At 67.2% G+C, this 17,972-nt stretch carries 14 protein-coding genes; 2 read left to right on the top strand and 12 right to left on the bottom strand.

What is annotated here, in order from left to right; translation table 11 throughout:
• Window positions 1–8: 8 nt before the first annotated feature.
• A complete protein-coding gene (locus AC1Q7F_RS28135) occupies window positions 9–917 on the top strand; it encodes an alpha/beta hydrolase (RefSeq protein ID WP_492511876.1) in 909 nt (302 codons plus the stop codon).
• On the opposite strand, the gene AC1Q7F_RS28130 is transcribed toward AC1Q7F_RS28135, so the two are convergent.
• The 4 genes from AC1Q7F_RS28130 to AC1Q7F_RS28115 are packed head-to-tail and all read right to left on the bottom strand — an operon-like array spanning window position 914 to window position 6,328.
• A complete protein-coding gene (locus tag AC1Q7F_RS28130) occupies window positions 914–1,807 on the bottom strand; it encodes a crotonase/enoyl-CoA hydratase family protein (RefSeq protein WP_492511875.1) in 894 nt (297 codons plus the stop codon). The two genes, AC1Q7F_RS28135 and AC1Q7F_RS28130, sit on opposite strands and share 4 nt — an antisense overlap.
• A 28-nt stretch (window positions 1,808–1,835) precedes the next feature.
• Window positions 1,836–3,989, bottom strand: a complete 2,154-nt coding sequence (locus tag AC1Q7F_RS28125; protein WP_492511874.1) for an acetate--CoA ligase family protein — start codon at window positions 3,987–3,989, stop codon at window positions 1,836–1,838.
• Window positions 3,986–5,218, bottom strand: coding sequence for an acyl-CoA dehydrogenase family protein (locus AC1Q7F_RS28120; protein ID WP_492511873.1), 1,233 nt, complete (start codon window positions 5,216–5,218; stop codon window positions 3,986–3,988). Before AC1Q7F_RS28120 ends, AC1Q7F_RS28125 begins: the two co-directional genes overlap by 4 nt.
• Window positions 5,219–5,227: 9 nt before the next feature.
• Entirely contained in the window at window positions 5,228–6,328 is a 1,101-nt protein-coding gene (locus AC1Q7F_RS28115; protein ID WP_492511872.1) for an acyl-CoA dehydrogenase family protein, read from the bottom strand.
• Between the two features lie 303 nt (window positions 6,329–6,631).
• Here AC1Q7F_RS28115 and AC1Q7F_RS28110 point away from each other — a divergent pair, with 303 nt between their 5' ends.
• Window positions 6,632–8,065, top strand: coding sequence for an NAD-dependent succinate-semialdehyde dehydrogenase (locus tag AC1Q7F_RS28110; RefSeq protein ID WP_492511871.1), 1,434 nt, complete (start codon window positions 6,632–6,634; stop codon window positions 8,063–8,065).
• A 6-nt stretch (window positions 8,066–8,071) separates the two neighbouring features.
• Here AC1Q7F_RS28110 and AC1Q7F_RS28105 read toward each other — a convergent pair whose 3' ends face one another.
• The 8 genes from AC1Q7F_RS28105 to AC1Q7F_RS28070 all read right to left on the bottom strand — a co-directional run bounded on the left by AC1Q7F_RS28105 (window position 8,072) and on the right by AC1Q7F_RS28070 (window position 17,841).
• Window positions 8,072–8,284 carry a hypothetical protein gene (locus AC1Q7F_RS28105; RefSeq protein WP_492511870.1) on the bottom strand — a complete coding sequence of 71 codons (213 nt, stop codon included), beginning with the start codon at window positions 8,282–8,284 and terminating at the stop codon, window positions 8,072–8,074.
• Between the two features lie 119 nt (window positions 8,285–8,403).
• On the bottom strand, window positions 8,404–9,159 hold the full coding sequence (locus tag AC1Q7F_RS28100) for an enoyl-CoA hydratase/isomerase family protein (RefSeq protein ID WP_492511869.1): 756 nt from the start codon (window positions 9,157–9,159) through the stop codon (window positions 8,404–8,406).
• Window positions 9,160–9,162: 3 nt separating this feature from the next.
• Window positions 9,163–10,653 carry a 3-hydroxyacyl-CoA dehydrogenase gene (locus AC1Q7F_RS28095; RefSeq protein WP_492511868.1) on the bottom strand — a complete coding sequence of 497 codons (1,491 nt, stop codon included), beginning with the start codon at window positions 10,651–10,653 and terminating at the stop codon, window positions 9,163–9,165.
• A 2-nt stretch (window positions 10,654–10,655) separates the two neighbouring features.
• Complete coding sequence (locus tag AC1Q7F_RS28090; RefSeq protein ID WP_492511867.1) at window positions 10,656–11,435, bottom strand: enoyl-CoA hydratase-related protein; 780 nt, start codon at window positions 11,433–11,435, stop codon at window positions 10,656–10,658.
• A 27-nt stretch (window positions 11,436–11,462) separates the two neighbouring features.
• Window positions 11,463–13,133 (bottom strand): acyl-CoA dehydrogenase family protein, encoded by a 1,671-nt coding sequence (locus AC1Q7F_RS28085; protein WP_492511866.1) that lies wholly within the window; start codon window positions 13,131–13,133, stop codon window positions 11,463–11,465.
• Between the two features lie 3 nt (window positions 13,134–13,136).
• Entirely contained in the window at window positions 13,137–13,973 is an 837-nt protein-coding gene (locus AC1Q7F_RS28080; protein ID WP_492511865.1) for an enoyl-CoA hydratase-related protein, read from the bottom strand.
• 276 nt (window positions 13,974–14,249) lie between these two features.
• Entirely contained in the window at window positions 14,250–16,619 is a 2,370-nt protein-coding gene (locus AC1Q7F_RS28075) for a TonB-dependent receptor (RefSeq protein WP_492511864.1), read from the bottom strand.
• A gap of 166 nt (window positions 16,620–16,785) precedes the next feature.
• The gene (locus AC1Q7F_RS28070) at window positions 16,786–17,841 is read right to left on the bottom strand and encodes an amidohydrolase family protein (RefSeq protein ID WP_492511863.1); all 1,056 of its coding nucleotides are present in this window, start codon (window positions 17,839–17,841) and stop codon (window positions 16,786–16,788) included.
• Window positions 17,842–17,972 lie beyond the last annotated feature (131 nt).

Here is a 17,972-nt window from a genome sequence, read left to right as displayed (position 1 = left end):
GAGGCATCATGAGCGTCGATCCCGAAATCCAGGCCGCGCGCCTGTTGCAGGCCGCACACGCCCCGCCCGGCTTCGACATCACCCGCATGGCCCCGGCGGAAGCCCGCGCCGGCATGAACCGGCTGGCCATGGTCTTCACCGACCCCGATACCGTGCTGGACCGGGTAGAAACGCTGAGCGTTCCCGGCCCCAGTGGCCCGGTCCGCGTGCGGCTCTACTACCCGGTACCATCGCCGGCGGCGGCGATCCTGTTCGTGCATGGCGGCGGCTGGTTCGCCTGCGATGTCGATACCCACGACCCGGTCATGCGGCGGCTGGCGCTGGAAAGCGGGCGGGTGGTGATCGGCTTCGATTACCGGCTGGCGCCGGAACATCCGTTCCCGGCAGCGCTGGAGGATGTCCAGGCGGTCTGGCATTGGGCCCCGGGGCTGGGCACGGGCGTGCCCGCCCTGGCCGGGGACAGTGCCGGCGCCAACCTGGCGCTGGCGCTGATGCTGTCGCAACGCGATGCTGGCGGCGCCTTGCCCCCGGCGGCAGCGCTGGCCTATGGCTGCTACGCACCGGGGCTGGACACGGACTCCCAGCGAGAATTCGGGGATGGGAGCTACGGCCTGTCCACGGTGCGCATGGCATGGTACTGGCGGCAGTATCTGGGCGCGCTGGCCGATGCGCCACCGGTGCTGGCGGCCCCGTTGGGCGCCGACCTGCGCGGCCTGCCGCCCTGCTTCATCGGTATCGCCGAATGCGACGTGCTGGCGGATGAGAACCGCATGATGGTGGAACGGATGCGGGCAGCGGGGATACGCGTGCAGACCGTCACCTGGCGAGGTGCCACCCACGGCTTCCTGCAGATGACGGCGCAAGCGGCCCTGGCCCGCGCCGCCGTCCGGGACATGGTGCGGGCATTGACCGTTTAACGCGGCTCCTTCGACCGGATGCGCACCGGGTCACTGCCATAGGCAGCGTCGCGCATGCGGATGGCCAGGCGCACGCCATGGGCCTTCACATTCGCGGCCCAGGTCTTGCGGCCCGGCCCCTGCGATAGGTGGGCCTTGGCGTCGGCCTCGATGGCGAACTGGCGCAGGACGCGGGCACCGGACAGGTCCATGGCGGTATTGACGATGCGCTTCTGCGCCGCCGCGATCTCCGGATCGATCAGGGCGATGCGCCGGGCCAGCGCGTCGACTTCCGCATCCAGTTCCGCCGCCGGCACGCTGTCCAGCACCATGCCGATATGGGCGGCGTCGATACCGGTGATGCTGTCGCCGGTCAGCAGCAGCCGTTTCGCCCATTGCGGGCCCACATGATAGAACCAGTAATTGACGGGCGGGGAGCCCAGGCCGCGCGTGCCGGGATGGCCCAGGCGGGCATCGTCGGCGGCGATGATCAGGTCGCAGGCCAGGGCCAGTTCCGCCCCGCCAGCCAGCGCGCGGCCCTGCACCCTGGCGATCACCGGCTTGTGGATGTCGGGGATGATGTGCATCTGGCCCATCTTGCGGGTCATGGTCCAGATATCGTCGTCGAAGCTGCCCATGCGGGTGCGATAGGTGGCGGTACTGTCCTGCTGGTTGTCCGGGTTGTATCCATAGCCGAGATCGTAGCCGGCACAGAAATCATCGCCGGCACCGGCCAGCACGATGACATGCACATCGGTGCGGTCATCGGCCTCCAGCATGGCGTCGTGAATTTCCTTGATCAGTTCCGGTGACAGGGCGTTGCGCTTGCCCGGCCGGTTCATCGTCACATAGGCGATACAGTCGCGGACCTCGAAGGTCAGGAATTCCTGGGTCTTGAGCCATTTGGCCATGATGATGCTCCCTCGCTGGTTCGTTTTCTCACCGCCGGACGATCAGCGCGTCCACGGCGATGGCGCGGCCGGGGCCGCAGATGATGGGATTGACGTCGATTTCCGCGATCCGATCCGACAGGTCGGATGCCAGTTCAGACAGGGCCACGATGATGTCGGCTAGATTGTCGATATCGGCCCCCGGCCGGCCCCGGAACCCGTGCAGCAATGCCGCCCCCTTCAGCCGGCCCAGCATGGCCAGCGCTTGGTCGCGGTTGACCGGGGCCAGTTCGCTGGCGCTGTCACGCAGCAACTCGACCATGACACCGCCCAGCCCGACCACGACCATGGGCCCGAAGGTCGGGTCCATCTGGCTGCCCACCACGATCTCCAGCCCCGATGCGATCATGGGTTGGACCAGCACCCCCGCGATGCGCGGGGCGGGTTCCACCCGGCCGGCAGCCTCCATGATGGCGGCGAAGGCCGCGCGCACGGCGGTCCCGTCGCGCAGGTCCAGGCGGACCACACCAGCGTCGGTCTTGTGCGCGATGTCGGGCGTTTCCAGCTTCAGCACCACGGGACAGCCCAGCGCCGCCGCCGCCGCGACGGCCATGTCCGCATCCTGCACGACATGGTCCGTGGCCACGGGAATGCCATAGGCGGCCAGGATCGCCTTGGCCTCCCGCTCGGTCAGCCGCTCCCCGGCCGCGGCCAGCAATGCCCGCGCCGTGGTGGCGGCCGGATTGGGGCTGCCGCTGCGCGGACGCGGTGCCGGGCCGGTGATCCGCCGTTCCCGTTCCAGCCAGCCGGCCAGGGTGCGGTAGGCGCCGGACGTGGAGCGGAACAGGGCCACATGCGGGTCCCGCTCCGCCTGCCTCGACCCCGGCCCGTCCTTCCATTCCGACATCCAGGACAGGCACAGCGGCTTGCCGGCTTTGGCGGCCAGGCCGGAGAACAGGGCGACATTGTTGGGCGTGCCGGGATCGCTGATGCTGGGCGCCATGACCAGCACGGCGGCGTAGCCGGGATCGGCCAGCATCGCCTCCAGGCAGGCCGCATATGAGGCGGGATTGGTCGCCACCTGGGCGGTGATGTCGCAAGGATTGGACGGGTTGCCGAAGTCGGGAACATTGGCGTCCAGCACGGCCTGGGTGGCGGGCCCCGGCGGCGGCATGGGCACACCCGCCTGTTCAGCCTTGTCCAGCGTGATAACGCAGGCCCCGCCCGACGCCGCCACCGCCGCCACGCCTGTGGCCTTCGGCCGCCCGGCCTTGGCCAAGAAAGCGGCGGTCTCGTAAACATCCTCGATATTGTCAACCTGCACGATGCCCAGCCGACGATAGGCGGCCTCATAAGCAGCGTTCGTCCCCGCCAGCGTGCCGGTATGCGACATCGCGGCCTTGGCAGCGGCGGTACCGGTGGCGATCTTGTACATCACGATGGGCTTGTTCGCGGCGCGCGCGCGTTCGCCCGCCTGCAACAGCCGCTCCCCGTCCTTCAGCCCTTCGGCGACACAGGTGATGACGGCACAGCCGGGATCGTCAGCCAGATAGGAGACATAGTCGCAGACATCAACGTCGCAACTGTTCCCCGCCGCCATGAAATGGCTGTAGGAGCCGCCGCGTTCCGCCACCTGCCCCAGTGCCTGGCCCAGCCCGCCCGACTGCGACACGATGGCCACCGGCCCCGTGGCCGGACGGCGGGCGCCGTAACCAGACGCGAAGGACAGGCCGGCGCGGCTGACATTGTTGATCAGGCCGATGCAGTTGGGGCCGACGATGCGCAGTTGCGATCCGCGCGCGATGGCGACCAGCCGGTCCTGCAGGGCGATGCGATCGGCCAGCCCCGTCTCCGCGAAGCCCGAGGCATAGATGACGCAGCCGCCCACGCCCAAGGCGGCGCATTCCTCCACCAGCGGCAACACGGCATCGACCGGCACCGCCAGCACGGCACAGTCGGGTACTTCCGGCAGGGCTGACAGGCCGGAGAAGCAGGGAATGCCATAAAGTTCGGCCGCGTTGGGATTGACACCCCAGCTGCGGCCTGTGAAGCCGGACAGGTTGGCGGCCGTGCGGGCGCCGAAGGATTTCTCATTGCGCGACAGGCCGACAATGGCCACCGACGCCGGGTCGATCAGACGGCGCAGGTCAGCATGGGTGTAGACGGGACGGGACAATGGGGTCTCCTGGGCGATGGCGCTCATCGCCGGCTCGTCGGGATCTGGTTGAAGGGCACATCCTTGTCGGCCCGCATTTCGCCCGGCATCTTCAGGACGCGTTCGGCGATGATGTTGCGCAGGATCTCATCCGTGCCGCCGGCGATGCGCTTGCCGGGGGCATAGAGCAATGCCTCCTGGAACCAGGCGTTCAGGGGGGCAAAGTCGGTGTCCATCACCGCACCGGATTGTCCCAGCAGCTCGATCCCGTAGGCGGCGATTTCCTGCAATTTCGTGGCGCTGACCAGCTTGCCGATGGAATTTTCCGGCCCCGGTGCACGGCCGCGGGAAAAGGCGGTCTGGGTGCGCAGGCGAGTATATTTCAGCCCTTCGGACTGCACATACCAGCGGGCGATCCTCTCCCGCACGGTCGCGTCGGCCAGCGCCGGGCGACCGTCGATGGTCAGGGTGCGGGCCAAGGCCAGGATATCCTCCACATCCGGGCCTTCCGCCTTGCCCACCGTGAAGCGCTCATTGGCCAGCATGGTCAGCGCCACCTTCCAGCCCTCGCCCACCGCACCCAGCCTTTGATGGTCGGGGATGCGGACATCGGTCAGGAACACCTCGCAGAAATTGGCGGTGCCGGAGATCTGCTTCAGGCGGCGGATTTCGATGCCGGGGGCGGCCATGTCCAGGATGAAGAAGGTCAGGCCGGCATGCTTCGGCACCGTCGAGTCGGTGCGGGCCACCAGCATGCCGTATTGGGAGAAATGGGCGTTGGAGGTCCAGACCTTCTGCCCGTTGATCACCCAACCATCGCCGTCACGCACCGCACGGGTGCGCAGGCCGGCCAGGTCCGACCCGGCGGCAGGTTCGGAGAACAACTGGCACCATATCTCTTCCCCATATAAGGCCGGGCGCGCGTAGCGGTCGATCAGGGCGTCGCTGCCATGAGCCATGATGGTGGGCAGGGCCATGCCCACGCTCTGGTTGAAGACGCTGGGGGGAACGACATGGCGCTCCTCCTCCGCCGCGAAGATGGCGGCCTGCATCTGCGTGCCCTCGCGCCCGCCATATCTCTTCGGCCAATGGATGCCGGCGAAGCCGGCCGCCGCCTTGGTCGCCTGCCATTGCCTGGAAAGAAGCACATCCTCCGCGTTCAGTTCCCGCGAACGGTAGGTGCGGGCTTCGGCCGATTTCAGCGGCGCATGGGCGTCCAGGAAGGCGCGCACCTCGGCCCGGAAGGCGGCTTCGTCGGGAGTATCGTTGAAATCCATCGCCTCGCCTCACGCGGCCAGCTGGTCGAACAGGCGGTCGCGCCAGTGCCGCGCCCCGCCGATGATGCCGGCCAGCGTCGCGGCCCGGCGGTAATGCAGGTGGCAATCGGCTTCCCAGGTGAAGCCCATGCCGCCATGGGTCTGGATATTCTCCCGCGCCGCCAGCTGATAGGCGTCGATGGCGGCGATGCGAGCGGCGGCGGCCGCGCGCGGCAGCTCGGGCGCATCCGCATGCAGGGCCCAGGCGCCGAAATAGGCGTTGGAGCGGGCCAGTTCCACGGCGACATAGATATCGGCCAGCTTGTGCTTGATCGCCTGCATCGACGCGATGGGCCGGCCGAAGGCGAAACGGTCCATGGCGAAGGATGTCGCCATCTCCAGCGCCGCCCGCCCACCCCCCACCTGTTCGAACGCGAACAGCACGGCGGCGCGGTCCAGCAGCCGGGCGATGGAAGCCCAGCCCACGGCACCCGGCAGCTTCTCGGCCGGCACATCGTGGAATTCCAGGCCCCAGGCGCCATGCGCCAGATCCAGCGTGCGCAACGGCCGGCGTTCGATGCCGGGGGCGGCGGGATCGACCAGATACAGCCCGACCTGGCCACCTTCATCCCGTGCCGCGACGACCAGCAGGCCGGCGCTGTCCAGGTCATAAACGGGCGCCTTGGCACCCGACAGGCTTCCACCCGCCACCATCGCCCCGATGGCGGCGGCGGCGGGCTCCCCCACTCCTTCGGCCAGGGCAAAGGCGCCGGTCATCGAACCATCGGCCAGGCGCGGCAGCCACGCCGCCTTCTGCGTCTCGCCGCCGAAGGCCAGCAAGGCTTCCGCCGCCAGATAGAGGGTGGAAGCGAAGGGAACGGGCGGCAGGAAGGCACCCACCTCCTCCGCCAGCATGCACAAGGCCTCGTGCCCCAGGCCGGAGCCGCCATATTCCTCCGGGATGGTCAGGCCCAGCCAGCCCATCGCCGCCATTTCGGCCCAGAGCTTCCGGTCGACCGCCGGCCCCGCCTCCAGGAACTGGCGCACCGCGCCGACGGGCAGACGGTCGGCCAGGAAGCCCTGCACCTCCCGCCGCATCGAGGTCACATCGTCGGAGAAATCGAAATTCATCGGCCCCCACCATCCACTGGCAATTGCTGGCCCAGAGCTTGGGCCATCGTCGCACTACGGCAAGCCAGTTTTCTGGAACCAGCATGACCAGGGCTCATCCCGCCGGGGATGCGAATTTTTGGAATGTGGCGATGAAGGCGGGTCATCCGAGGCACTGCGGCGAGCGATATTATCTATACATATCAATGCACTGATGAATTGTCATGCCCTCCGCTCCCTTCCCCCGGCAGGGCTTGCCCACAGGGCTGGCCGAAGCCTATTCGTGAAGAAACGGCGACAGCCCGCCTGGAGGAGCTCCCCCGCATGCATTATCCCGAACTGAAGCTATTCATCGGCGGCCAATGGCGCAGTGCCGCGCAGGGCGAACCCGTGATCAACCCGGCCGACGGATCGGTGCTGGCCACCCTGCCCCATGCCGGGCGCGGTGATCTGGATGACGCGCTGGCGGCGGCGGAGAAGGGGTTCAAGGTCTGGCGGGCCACCGACCCGGCAGAGCGGGAACAAGTGCTTGTCCGGGCCGCCGCCAACCTGCTGGCGCGGCGGGAGGAGATCGCCGTCGCCCTGGTATTGGACCAGGGCAAGACCATCAAGGAAGCCCGGAACGAGGTGCGGGTGGCCCATGACCGCATCCTGTGGGATGCAGGAGAGGCGCGGCGTCTCTATGGCCGCATCGTCCCGGCCCCGCCCGGCATGCGCAAGATGGTGACGCGCCACCCGCTGGGTATCGTGGCGGCCTTCACCCCCTGGAACTATCCGCTGGCATCGCCCACCCGGAAGGTGGCGGGCGCGCTCGCCGCCGGCTGCTCCATCATCCTGAAAGGGGCGGAAGAGACGCCCAGCGGGGCCATGGCCCTGGTCCGCGCCCTCCAGGAGGCAGGCGTGCCCGATGGCGTGGTCAATCTGGTCTTCGGCAAGCCGGCGGACATCTCCGCCTACCTGATCCCGCAAGCCCCGGTGCGGCTGGTCACCTTCACCGGATCGGTGCCGGTGGGCAAGCATCTCGCGGCCCTGTGCGGGCAGCATATGAAGCCGGCCATCATGGAACTGGGCGGCAATTCCCCCGTCATCGTCTGGGACGACGCGGACGCGGAAACGGTGGCCGCCCTGTCGGCCCGGGCCAAGGCCCGCAATGCCGGCCAGGTCTGCGTCGCCCCGACGCGGTTCTTCGTCCATGAGCGGGTCTATGACCGGTTCGTGGACAGCCTGGGTGCCGCAGCGGACGCCCTGAAGATCGGCACCGGACTGGACCCGGCGCTGGAGATGGGGCCGCTGGCCAATGGGCGGCGCCTGTCCACCATGCAGTCCCTGACCGCCGATGCTATCGGCCGGGGGGCCAAACTGGTGGCCGGGGGGCGGCGCATCGGCCAGGACGGGTTCCAGTTCCCGCTGACCATCCTGGCGGACATGCCGGCCGATGCGCGGGCCATGCTGGAGGAGCCGTTCGGCCCCATGGCCCTGGTCAGCCGGGTATCCAGCCTGGACCAAGCCATCGCGCGCGCCAACGGTCTGGAGTTCGGCCTGGCCGCCTATGCCTTCACCAACCGGGCCAACGTAGCCACCCGGCTGTCGGAGGAGATCGAGAGCGGCAGCCTGGCCATCAACCATTTCAATTCGACATATCCCGACATGCCGTTCGGCGGCATGAAGGATAGCGGCTATGGCCGCGAAGGAGGGTCGGAGGGGTTGGAGGGCTATACGTTCGTGAAGTCGGTGATGCAGCAGTCGGCGGTGGGGTGAGGGCCGTCAGTCACCACCCTCCAGCCGGTTATCCTCACGCGGCGGATTGCCAACACCGGCCCTGGCCAGGGTCGCCTTTGCCATTCCGGGCTGTACACGCGCAGCACGGGCGGTGAAGTAGCGTTCGGCCTCGGCCAGCGCACCCACGCGCCCCGCCACCGCCACCGCCGTGGCGATGACCTGGTTCAGCCTTACGCCCGCCTTTTCAGCCTGGGCCATGGCAACCGTCTTGACGCGCCAGTGTTGCTGTCAAACGCCACAACCATCACATCGGTGTCGATCACAATGCGCATGGTGATATCATATATGACATCACCATATCCGGCATTCGATGAAGATCAGGTGAACCGCGGCACCCGCTTCTCCTTCAGCGCCGCATAGCCTTCGGCGAATTCCGGTCCGGTCAGGCAGTCGGCCTGGGCCAGCGCTTCCGCCTCAAGCCCCAGGCCGGCCGGGCGCAGACAGGATTTCAGCCGGGCAAAGGCGGCCAGGGGAAGGGCCGCCAGCCGTTCGCCCATGTCCAGCCCGGCTTTCATCACCGTCCCTGCCGGCGCCACCGCATCCACCACGCCGGCGGCCAGGGCATCGGCGGCGGTCAGGTTGCCGGCAGCCAGGAACAGGCGGGCGGCCAGCGGCCGGCCGGCCCGCAGCGGCAGCGTTTCCATCAGGCCCCAGTCGGGCACCAATCCCAGTTTCAGGAAGGGAAAGCCAAGCACCGCATCGTCACCCATCACCACCCGGTCGGCCAGCAACGCCAGACCGGCGCCGGCACCGATGGCATAACGCTCGACGGCGGCCACCACGGGTTTGGGAAAATGCCAGAGCTGTTCGACCAGGGCATGGCCGTCGCGCATGCGGGCCAGCGCGGCCGCCTGATCAATACCCTCCAGGCTGGCCAGATCGCCCCCGGCGCAGAAGACACCGCCATGGCCGGCGATCAGCAAGGCGCGCACGGCCGGGTCGGCCTGCGCCGCCGTCACCGCCGCCCGCAAGGCCAGGCGCAGATCGGCGTCGATGGCGTTGCGGGCCGCCAGCCGGTTCAGGCACAGGCGACGCACACCCTGACGTGGCATATCGATCAGCAGCGTGTCCATGCCTTACCCTTCCCGCAGTGACAGGCCCAGCAGGGCGCGGCGGCGCAGATACTGGCTGGGCCGGTACCGGGGATCACCCGTCACCGCCAGCAGCCGTTCCAGGATCGACAGCACCCGCGCCGGCCCCAACAGATCACCCCATTCCAGGGGGCCTCGTGGGTAGCCCAGACCCAACCGCACGGCGGCGTCGATATCGGCAGGCGCCGCGATGCCGCGCTGGGCGATCTCGCAGCCGGTATTGACGATCATGGCCAGCACCCGCTGCCCGATGAAGCCGGGACTGTCCTGGATGCGGGTCACCGCCCGGCCCGCGGCGGCCAGCCAGCCATGGGCCCTGTCCACCGGCACGGGATCGGTGGCGGGGCTGGACATCAGCACCAATCGCCCGGCCAGGCCGCCCAGCGGATCGATGCCGACCAGACGGCGGGCATCCAGACCGGTATTTGTGGCCACCGCCGTCACATCCTCCCCCCAGGGCAGGGTGAACAACACCTCGGCGGTCGCCGGGTCATCGGACAGGGTCGCCCCACCGGCCGACAGCAGGACGCGCAGGGCGTCCGCCCCCTCCCCGTCCTGCACCCAGGCCGATCCGGACGTGGTGGGCGGTGCCGGCGGTTCGGCCGGTTCCTGCTTCACGCCGTCGGGATAGCGGTAGAAGCCCCTTCCCGTCTTGCGGCCATAGAGCCCGGCGGCCAGACGCGGCGGGATCAGCGATGACGGACGGTAGCGGGGTTCCTGCTGGAACTGCTCATGGATCGACTGCATGACCTTGCCGGACACGTCCAGGCCCGTCAGGTCCATCAGTTCGAACGGCCCCATGCGAAAACCAAGCGTGTCGCGCAGAGTGCGGTCGATATCGGCGACCGGTGCCACCCCCTCCTCCAGCAGCCGCAACCCCTCCGTATAAAGCGCACGGCCGGCATGGTTGACCAGGAAGCCCGGCTGATCGGCAGCCAGCACCGCGCAATGGCCGGTCCCCGTTACCAGGGCCAGCAGGCGGTCGGTGACGGCCGGACCCGTCATCAGGCCGGGGATCACCTCCGCCAGCTTCATCAACGGTACGGGATTGAAGAAATGCAGCCCCGCCACCCGTTCCGGCCAGCGGCATTTGGCGGCGATGGCCGATACGGTCAGGGAGGAGGTATTGCTGGCCAGCAGGCAATCGTCATCGACGATATCCTCCAGCGCCGCGAACAGGGAACGCTTGGCGTCCAGATCCTCGACAATCGCTTCGACAATAACGGTGCAGCCGGCCAGGTCGGCCAGGGAAGGCACGGCGCAGAGCCGCCCGGCAGCCGCCCGTACATCGTCGGCGCTCATCGCCCCCTTGACCGCGAGCTTGTCCAGCATGGCCAGCACGAAGTCGCGCGCGGCACCGGCCGCCCCCTCCCGGCTGTCATGCAGGCGCACACTATGGCCGGTCTGGCTGAACAGCTGGGCGATGCCGCGGCCCATGATGCCGGCGCCGACGATGCCGATGATCTCGCTGGCCATGCTCACCTTCCCTGGAAATCGGGCGGACGCTTCTCCAGGAAGGCCGCCATGCCCTCCTTCTGGTCCGCACTGTCGAACAGCAGCAGGAATTCCCGGTTCTCCAGCGCATTGGCCGCCGCCAGCGGCAGATCGGCGCCGGCGGCCAAAGTGCGCTTGATGGCGGCCAACGCCAGGGGCGGCATGGAGGCCACCTTGCTGGCCAGCTTGCGCGCAGTGACCAGGACGGCACCCTCCCCGGCCAGTTCCGATACCAGGCCCAAGGCGTGGGCGCGTTCGCCGTCCAGCGTGCCGCCGGTCATCAGCAGGTGGCTGGCCATATGCTTGCCCAGCACACGCACCAGCCGCTGGGTACCGCCGGCACCGGGCATGACGCCCACCCGCGCCTCCGGCTGACCAAAGCGGGCCGTGGGGTCGGCAACGACGATGTCGCACATCAGAGCCAGCTCACATCCCGCCCCCAGGGCCGGGCCGGAAACGGCGGCAATGACCGGCTTGGGACAGTCGGCCACGGGTCGCCAAAGATCGGGAAAGCCCAGGTCCCGCACCTGCGCCGGCCCCTTGTCGGCCAGCAGCTTCAGATCGGCGCCAGCCGCGAACACCTTGTCGCTGCCCGTCACCACGATGACACGGATGGCGGGATCGCCGGCCAGGGCGGTGAAGGCGGCGGCCAGGGCCTGTCGCATGGCCATGTCCAGCGCATTCATCCGCTCCGGCCGATCCAGCGTGACGATGCCGATGGCGCCGTCATGATCGACGCGCAGAGGCGATGGGGGTTCGGTCATCTGGGCTCTCCTCCGGCTCGACACGACCTATGCAACCTTCGCCAGCAATCCCCGCGCGATCACCTGGGCCTGGATTTCCGCCGCCCCCTCGAAGATCGACAGGATGCGGGCGTCGCAGAGCAGGCGGCTGATGCGGTATTCAAGGGCGAAGCCGTTGCCGCCATGAATCTGGAGCGCATTGTCGGCATTGCTCCAGGCCACGCGAGCGGCCAGCAGCTTGGCCATCCCCGCCTCGATATCACAGCGCCGGTCGCCATCCTTGGCGCGAGCGGCGGCATAAGAGAGCTGGCGGGCCATCATGGTTTCCACCGCCATCCAGGCCAGCTTGCCCGATATGCGCGGGAAATTGATGAGCGGCTGGCCGAACTGTCGCCGGTCCAGCGCATAGCGCAACCCTTCCTCCAGCGCGTCCTGAGCCACGCCAACAGCGCGGGCCGCTGTCTGGATGCGCGCACTTTCGAAGGTTTCCATCAGCTGCTTGAAGCCCTGGCCGGGCACGCCGCCCAGCAGGTTTTCGGCTGGCACCTCGAACCCATCGAAGCGGATTTCGAACTCCTTCATGCCGCGATAGCCCAGGACCTCGATCTCCCCGCCGCTCATGCCGTGGGCCGGAAACGGGTTGGCATCATCACCGCGCGGCTTTTCCGCCAGCAGCATGGACAGACCACGGTAACCCTCCTGCGCCGGGTCGGTACGGACCAGCAGGGTCATGATGTCGGCGCGGGCGGCGTGGGTGATCCAGGTCTTGTTGCCCGTCACCCGCCAGACACGGCTTCCATCCGACTTTTCCACCAGTTCCGCCCGCGTGTGCAGGGCGGCCAGATCGGACCCGGTATCGGGTTCGGTGAAGACGGCCGTGGGCAACAGATCACCACTGGCGATGGCGGGCAGGTAGCACCGTTTCTGTTCGTCCGTGCCACCCATGCGGATCAGTTCACCCGCGATCTCCGACCGCGTACCCAGCGATCCGACGCCGATATAGCCACGCGACAGTTCCTCCGACGCGATGCACATGGCCAGCTTACCCAGCCCCGAACCGCCCCATTCCTCCGGGATGGTCAAGCCGAAAACGCCCAGTTCCGCCATTTCCGCGATGATGTCCATGGGGATATAGGCATTGTCGCGATGCCAGCCATGGGCGTCCGGGGCCACCCGGTCGGACACGAAGCGGCGAAGCTGCCCCACCATGACCGTCAGCATCTCGTCATCATGGCGCGGGTCGCCGAAATGCCCGTCGGCCAGGGCTGCCGACAGGGCGGCGCGCATGGCAGAACCATCGCCCGACAATAATCGCGCGCAGGCCGGATTGGCATGCAACATGGCCGCTTCGGTTGCCAGGTCCAGATCACCGGGCCGGGTGAATTCACCCTGGCTCATGGGGATGCCGCCGGCCAGTTGCGCCAGATACTCGCCGAAGCCGATCGACAGGATCAGGCGCTCGGGAAGGTTCAAGGCGCCCTGGCCCTCCAGCGCATCGGCCCAATCCAGCAGGCTGCGCAAGGCCGCGACATAGGTGGCGATCCAGGCCAGGCCATGGGCGGCATGCTGATGACGGGTCAGCAAGGCCGCATCCACCCCGCCCTCCGGTGCCACGCGCCGCGCCAGCCGGTGGCGGGCCATGGTCAGATACTGGCCCGCCGCCATCATGGCCGCCCGGCAATCGGCAAGAAGGGAAGCGGAAAGGTCGGGGACGGCCATCCCTCATTCCCCCCGCTGCTGCCGGGCCAGTTTCTTCAGCCGCTGCTGTTCGCGCCAGGCCGTCATCAGGCGGCGCGGCTCGTCCGTGGTATGGGCGCGGCCGACGGAGCGGATGCCGGCCTGGACCGCATCGGCCACCGACATCTGCTCCCAGTCACGGATCAGTTCCTTCTGCAGGCGGATGGCGCGGGGGCCGGAGATGCAGATGGACCGCACCCATTTCTCCACCTGCTCGTCCAGCTTCTCCAGCGGGACCAGCTTTTCCATATAGCCGAAATGGTACGCCTCCTCGGCGTCGATGATGTCGCCCGTATAGACCAGCTCGCGGGCCTTGCCCCAGCCCACCAGGGTGGGGATCAGGCAGGCCTCCATGCCCGACGGCACGCCGTAACGCACCTCCGGCATGCCGAACTTCGCATTGTCAGCGGCCACCCGCATGTCGCAGGCCGTCGCGATCTCCATGCCGGCACCCAGGCAGTAGCCCGCGATGCGGGCGATGACGGGTACAGGCATGCGCCGCACGCTGTCACAGGCGGCATGGGTGGTGGCGCTGCCATTCTCGGCGATGTTGTGGTTGGGGAATTCCGACATCTCGGCGATGTTCGCCCCGCCGATGAAGGACTTGGTCCCCGCCCCGGTCAGCACGACGCAGCGCAGCTCGGGATCGGTGGCCAGTTCGCGCATCTTCCTGGCCAGCGCCGCACGGCCCTCCACGGGCAGGGCATTGTGCTTCTCGGCATTATCGACCGTCACATAGGCGACGCGGCCGCCTTCCGCCCGTTCCTCCAGCCGGACGAGGATCATCTCCTCGACCGTTTTTTCGACGTGCGATGCCGCCATGGTCCAACTCCGGATAGTATCTGGTTTCGTCAAGATCGCTTGGAAACTGCCGGTGCGCGGCACCGGCCGGCAAACCACTTTTGGGGGTGCGCCATGAGGGAGGGTCATCGGGGTGAAGGTTGAAGGCACTCCTTCTTCGTCATCCCGGTGGAAGCCGGGACCCAGGGGCCGAGCGCCCGACCCTTCAGCCGCGTTGATCGACGCCGCGGATAGGTTTGAACCTGTGGCCCCTGGGTCCCGGCTTCCGCCGGGATGACGAAGAGGGGGAATCTCGCCTCAATCCCCGAAGCTGAACCCGACCGTCACGCCGAAGGACAGCGGGCGGGCATTCACTTCCTGGATGCCCAAAGCCTGGGGCGAGATATAGATGGCGTGGTCGCTGTCGGTCAGGTTGTCGCCCCACAGCCGCACGAAATAGCGGTCGTCGGGCGCATAATATGTCGCTGACAGGCTGAGCGATTCATAGGAGCCGATATGGCCGAACATGCCGCCCGGCACAATGTCGTAACCGCCATTGTAATAGAGCGCGCCGGTCAGCAGCAGGCGCGACTGCTCCGCCAACGGCACCTCATAATCCAGCGCCAGATTGGCGCTGATCTTCGGTGCGAAGATCAGATCCTGTCCGCTGGCATTCAGGGCGTAGGAACAGGAACCCGGCAGCTTGGGCGCCGCCGCCAGGGTCTTGGCCTGGTCATAGGTGATCGACGGTGGCGGGGCCGTGCAGGCGGCCGTAGTGCGCGGCAGGAAGACCTGGGCGCTGGCATAGCTCTTGTACTTGCTGTCCAGCAGGTTGACGGCACCGCGCAGGGTCAACTGGTCACTGACCATGGCCGTCAGGTCGACATCCAGGCCATAGACCCGCGCCGACGCCGCGTTCTGCACCGTGGTGACGCCGGCGGAGGAGATCAGGCCCACCTGGATATTGGAATAATCATAGTAGAAGGCGGCACCGTTCAGGCGCACGCGCCTGTCCAGCAGCTCCGTCTTCAACCCGACCTCATAGGCATCCAGGATTTCCGGGTTGACCGGCACTTGGCCGGGGCTGACCACGCTGGGATTGTAGGTGCCGCTCTTGAAGCCGCGATTGTAGCTGGCATAGGCCATGACATCGTCACTGACCGTATAGTCCAGCGCCAGGCGCCAGGTCACCTTGTCGAAGTTCTTCGACAGGTTCATGGCGGCCAGCGGCGTCTTGCCGAACACCAGATTTTCCGGCCCCAGGGCCGTGTTGTAGAGGTCCAGGCCCGGACCGGGACCAGCCACGGCGGCATAGCGGAACATCTCGCCGTCGGCCCCCTTCTTCTCGCTGCTGTAGCGCAGGCCCGCCGTAACGCGCAGATCGCCGGTCAGGTTGGCATTGGCTTCGGCGAAGGCGGCATAGGCGTCGGTGGTGATATAGGAATTGAAGGCGGTAACCGACGCGCCGGTGCGCTGCAGGTCCACCGGCCGCACGGGCGAGGGCACGTTGGAGGCCGACATCAGATTGTCGAACCCTTCCCGGAACCACATGTAATATAGGCCGCCGATCCAGTTGACCCGGTTGTTCCCCGTCGATTGAAGCTGCAATTCCTGGGAGAACTGCTCACCCGGCTGGTTGCGGCTGCCGGAATAGCCGATGGTGGTCTCCGCGATGTCGCTGTTGGACAGGGTGCGGCTGTCACCGTTCACATAGCCGGTATAGGACACCAGCCGCGTGTCGGCGAAGTCGTATTCCAGGTTCAAAGTGCCGCGATAGCCCTTGTTGCGCACCAGCGTATCGTAGTTGGACGAGGTCTCGTACAAATCATATTCCGGCGTCACCCCGGCATTGACCGCCGTGGGCACCGTGCCGGCCCGGACGTGCGGCGACAAGAAGGTCGCGTTGTCATGATAATAGTAGGAGCCGGAAAGCCGGGCGGTGAAATCCTCGCTGGGCTTGAACACCAGCTTGCCCATGCCGACCATGTTCTTGGCGGGGTTGGCCTTCTTGTCCAGGAAGGTATTGTCGATATAGCCATCGTCCCAGCGGCCGGTGAAGGCGACGGAAGCCGACAAAGTGTCGGTCACCCGGCCGGCGGCATAGGCGCGGGCCCGCTTCTCGTTGAACTTGCCATAGCCGATTTCGGCATCCACGGTGGGATTCAGTCCCGGATCCTTGGTGATGATGTTGATGGCGCCACCCGTGGCGTTGCGTCCGAACAGGGTGCCCTGCGGGCCCTTCAGCACCTCGATCCGTTCGATATTGGCCAGATCGAAGCTGTTGCCGCCCTTGTTGGCCTGGTAGATGCCGTCCAGATAGACGGCGACCGGGCTTTCAAAGCCGGGATTCGACTGGTTCGACCCGATGCCGCGGATGAAGGGCAGGACCGAGGCGCCGGTCTGATAGACCTGCAGGCCTGGCGAGATCTTCTCCAGGTCCAGCACGTTATAGGTGCCGGCGGTGTCCAGCATGTCGGCCGTCACTGCCGTGACGGCGATGGGCACGTCCTGCAGGTTCTGGCTGCGCTTCTGCGCGGTGACGATGATTTCCTCCAGCAGCACCGGCGCTGCGGCGGGTGCTGCGGACTGGGCGGCGGCGGGTCCGGCCATGGCGGCCAGGATCATGGGCAGGGCGATCGCCGTGGATCGCCGGAACGCGCTGCGCGTGCAGAAGATGGCGGTGCGCATGGGCACTTGTCCTCCCTGGTGATTATCGCCTGCGGCGTCTTTATTTTTGGAACGCGCCGTGCCTGCTCTATGAATACAATGGCATTACCACTCCGGCGCCATCAAAAGGTATGGCGGGTTGCATCCATCGGGAATCGAGTTTTGCGCGTGGGGGAATGAGCAATGCTCATCGTGCGGGCGGCAAATGGTTTTCCAGCCGGTAGAGACGGGCAGCACTGCCGGCGAACAGGGCCGCCTTCTCCGCCGCCGTACAACCTTGAGCGATACGTTTGAAGGTGTTCCACAGGATAAGGTAGCTGCACGCCTGCTTGCCGACGGGAAAGTTGCTTTCGAACAGGCAGCGATCGACACCGAACAGGTCGATGCAGGTTTCCACATAGGGCTGCCATGCCGCCGCCAACTCCACCGACGATGCTGGCACCGCGCGGTCATGGAAACCGAACCCGTATGAGGGCATGCCCAGCCCGCCCAACTTCACCGCGACATTGCCGTGCCGGGCCAGGACCTTCAGCCCGTCCGACCATTCCCGGAACACCGCATCCCGCCGCCCTTCATAGGGGCCGGTGCCCAGCGGCGCGCCGATATGGTTCAGGATGATGGTTGTTTGCGGGAATGCGCCGGCCAGATCAGCCAGATCGGGCAGCTGGGTGAAATAGACCCAGGCATCGAAGGACAGGCCCAGCGGCGCCAGTTCTGCGAAGCCAAGGCGGAAACCCACGTCGCGCAGCAGGCCGGGCGGCGGCGGCACCCGGCTCATGGCACCCAGCACGGGATCATGCTGCGCCTGCTGGCGGATGCCGCGGAACCGTCCGCCGCCGGCGCGGATATGGGCTTCCAGCACGGGCCGCACATCCGGTCCCAGCCGCAGATCGGCATGGCCCACGATGGCGGCGCACAGGCGCGATGGGCCGTAGGTGCCGCTGGCGCTGGCGGCCGCGATGCCGTTCACATATTCGGTTTCCCCCACACAGCGCAGTTCCTCCGGCCCGTCGGCGCGGTACATGGCGTTGCATTGGACAAAGATTGTGGCGCGAACATCGTGGCCGGAACCGATATCGGCCAGCAGTTCGGGCAATTGATAGCTTTCGGGCGGGCGGTCCCACAGATGATGGTGGGCGTCGATGATGGGCAGGGAGGGGTCGATCACCTCTTCCCGCCACCGGCCCAGCCATGTTTCCAGCTCCGCCATGGACCGGACCTTCCCCGCAATTCCGTTGGTCATGCGATCTTCCTCCCGCCCCCCGAGGCTAACACCGGCGGCGGCGAAGCCGGCGCCATTTATCGGCCGGCGGAATGACCGCAACTCATCCGGTCCGTTGCACATGACCTCGTGTCATGCGGATGCGGAAAACT

Source organism: Niveispirillum sp. GW835-FHT14G11 (assembly GCF_058793615.1).
Note: the sequence above shows the minus strand (reverse complement) of the source record. Positions and strands in the feature narration are given on the sequence as shown.

Coding starts and splice junctions, on each gene's coding strand:
- AC1Q7F_RS28135 (WP_492511876.1), top strand. CDS start 9: ATGAGCGTCGATCCCGAAATCCAGGCCGCGCGCCTGTTGCAGGCCGCA.
- AC1Q7F_RS28130 (WP_492511875.1), bottom strand. CDS start 1,807: ATGGCCAAATGGCTCAAGACCCAGGAATTCCTGACCTTCGAGGTCCGC.
- AC1Q7F_RS28125 (WP_492511874.1), bottom strand. CDS start 3,989: ATGAGCGCCATCGCCCAGGAGACCCCATTGTCCCGTCCCGTCTACACC.
- AC1Q7F_RS28120 (WP_492511873.1), bottom strand. CDS start 5,218: ATGGATTTCAACGATACTCCCGACGAAGCCGCCTTCCGGGCCGAGGTG.
- AC1Q7F_RS28115 (WP_492511872.1), bottom strand. CDS start 6,328: ATGAATTTCGATTTCTCCGACGATGTGACCTCGATGCGGCGGGAGGTG.
- AC1Q7F_RS28110 (WP_492511871.1), top strand. CDS start 6,632: ATGCATTATCCCGAACTGAAGCTATTCATCGGCGGCCAATGGCGCAGT.
- AC1Q7F_RS28105 (WP_492511870.1), bottom strand. CDS start 8,284: ATGGCCCAGGCTGAAAAGGCGGGCGTAAGGCTGAACCAGGTCATCGCC.
- AC1Q7F_RS28100 (WP_492511869.1), bottom strand. CDS start 9,159: ATGGACACGCTGCTGATCGATATGCCACGTCAGGGTGTGCGTCGCCTG.
- AC1Q7F_RS28095 (WP_492511868.1), bottom strand. CDS start 10,653: ATGGCCAGCGAGATCATCGGCATCGTCGGCGCCGGCATCATGGGCCGC.
- AC1Q7F_RS28090 (WP_492511867.1), bottom strand. CDS start 11,435: ATGACCGAACCCCCATCGCCTCTGCGCGTCGATCATGACGGCGCCATC.
- AC1Q7F_RS28085 (WP_492511866.1), bottom strand. CDS start 13,133: ATGGCCGTCCCCGACCTTTCCGCTTCCCTTCTTGCCGATTGCCGGGCG.
- AC1Q7F_RS28080 (WP_492511865.1), bottom strand. CDS start 13,973: ATGGCGGCATCGCACGTCGAAAAAACGGTCGAGGAGATGATCCTCGTC.
- AC1Q7F_RS28075 (WP_492511864.1), bottom strand. CDS start 16,619: ATGCGCACCGCCATCTTCTGCACGCGCAGCGCGTTCCGGCGATCCACG.
- AC1Q7F_RS28070 (WP_492511863.1), bottom strand. CDS start 17,841: ATGACCAACGGAATTGCGGGGAAGGTCCGGTCCATGGCGGAGCTGGAA.